This window comes from Athalassotoga sp. (assembly GCF_049965695.1).
GTDB lineage: Bacteria > Thermotogota > Thermotogae > Mesoaciditogales > Mesoaciditogaceae > Athalassotoga.
In genome coordinates this window covers 1-568 of record NZ_JBMFWB010000081.1, presented here as the reverse complement: position 1 = coordinate 568, position 568 = coordinate 1, and the positions used below count along the sequence as shown (strand labels likewise).

1 protein-coding gene is annotated in these 568 nt (G+C 34.7%); it reads left to right on the top strand.

All coding sequences use genetic code 11. The features are described from left to right. Window positions 1–7: 7 nt before the first annotated feature. Window positions 8–568, top strand: a 561-nt coding sequence (locus tag ACP5NR_RS08835) for an ABC transporter substrate-binding protein (protein ID WP_428006379.1), incomplete at its 3' end; no start/stop codon positions are given.

The window sequence follows — 568 nt, the reverse complement described above, 5'->3', positions numbered from 1 at the left end:
GTATCCAATTCTTGGAAATTTTTATATTTTACTTAATAACGCTAAATATCCATTCAACATACCTGAATTTAGGAAGGGAATGTCTTTAGCAATGAATAGAAAAGCGATGTGGGAAGTTGGTGGAAATCCAAATATAAATCCATACGATGCTTCTTATAACAATCCAACAATGATTCCTTATCCACAGCAAAAACAATGGATTGATCCAACTCTTACATATTTAGCAACATCTTTAGTTGAATATAATCCCAAAAAGGCTCAAGATTTGTTAACTTCGATAGGATTCAAAAAGAATTCCGCAGGTCAACTTTGTGGGCCTGATGGTAAGCCATTGCCATCTTACACATTTACAACAGTTTCTGGATGGGCGGCACCTCTTGGAGCAGCACAAATATTTGTTCAAAACATGAAAGAAATTGGATTAAGTATAAACATAAGTATAGTTTCTTTTGGGAGCTTTTATTCATCAGTACAAACAGGTACATATGATATTTCTTACATGTGGGAAAGTTATGGACCAACTCCTTATTACACTTACAATCCAACTTTCGGTTCTGCTTTTACAGCC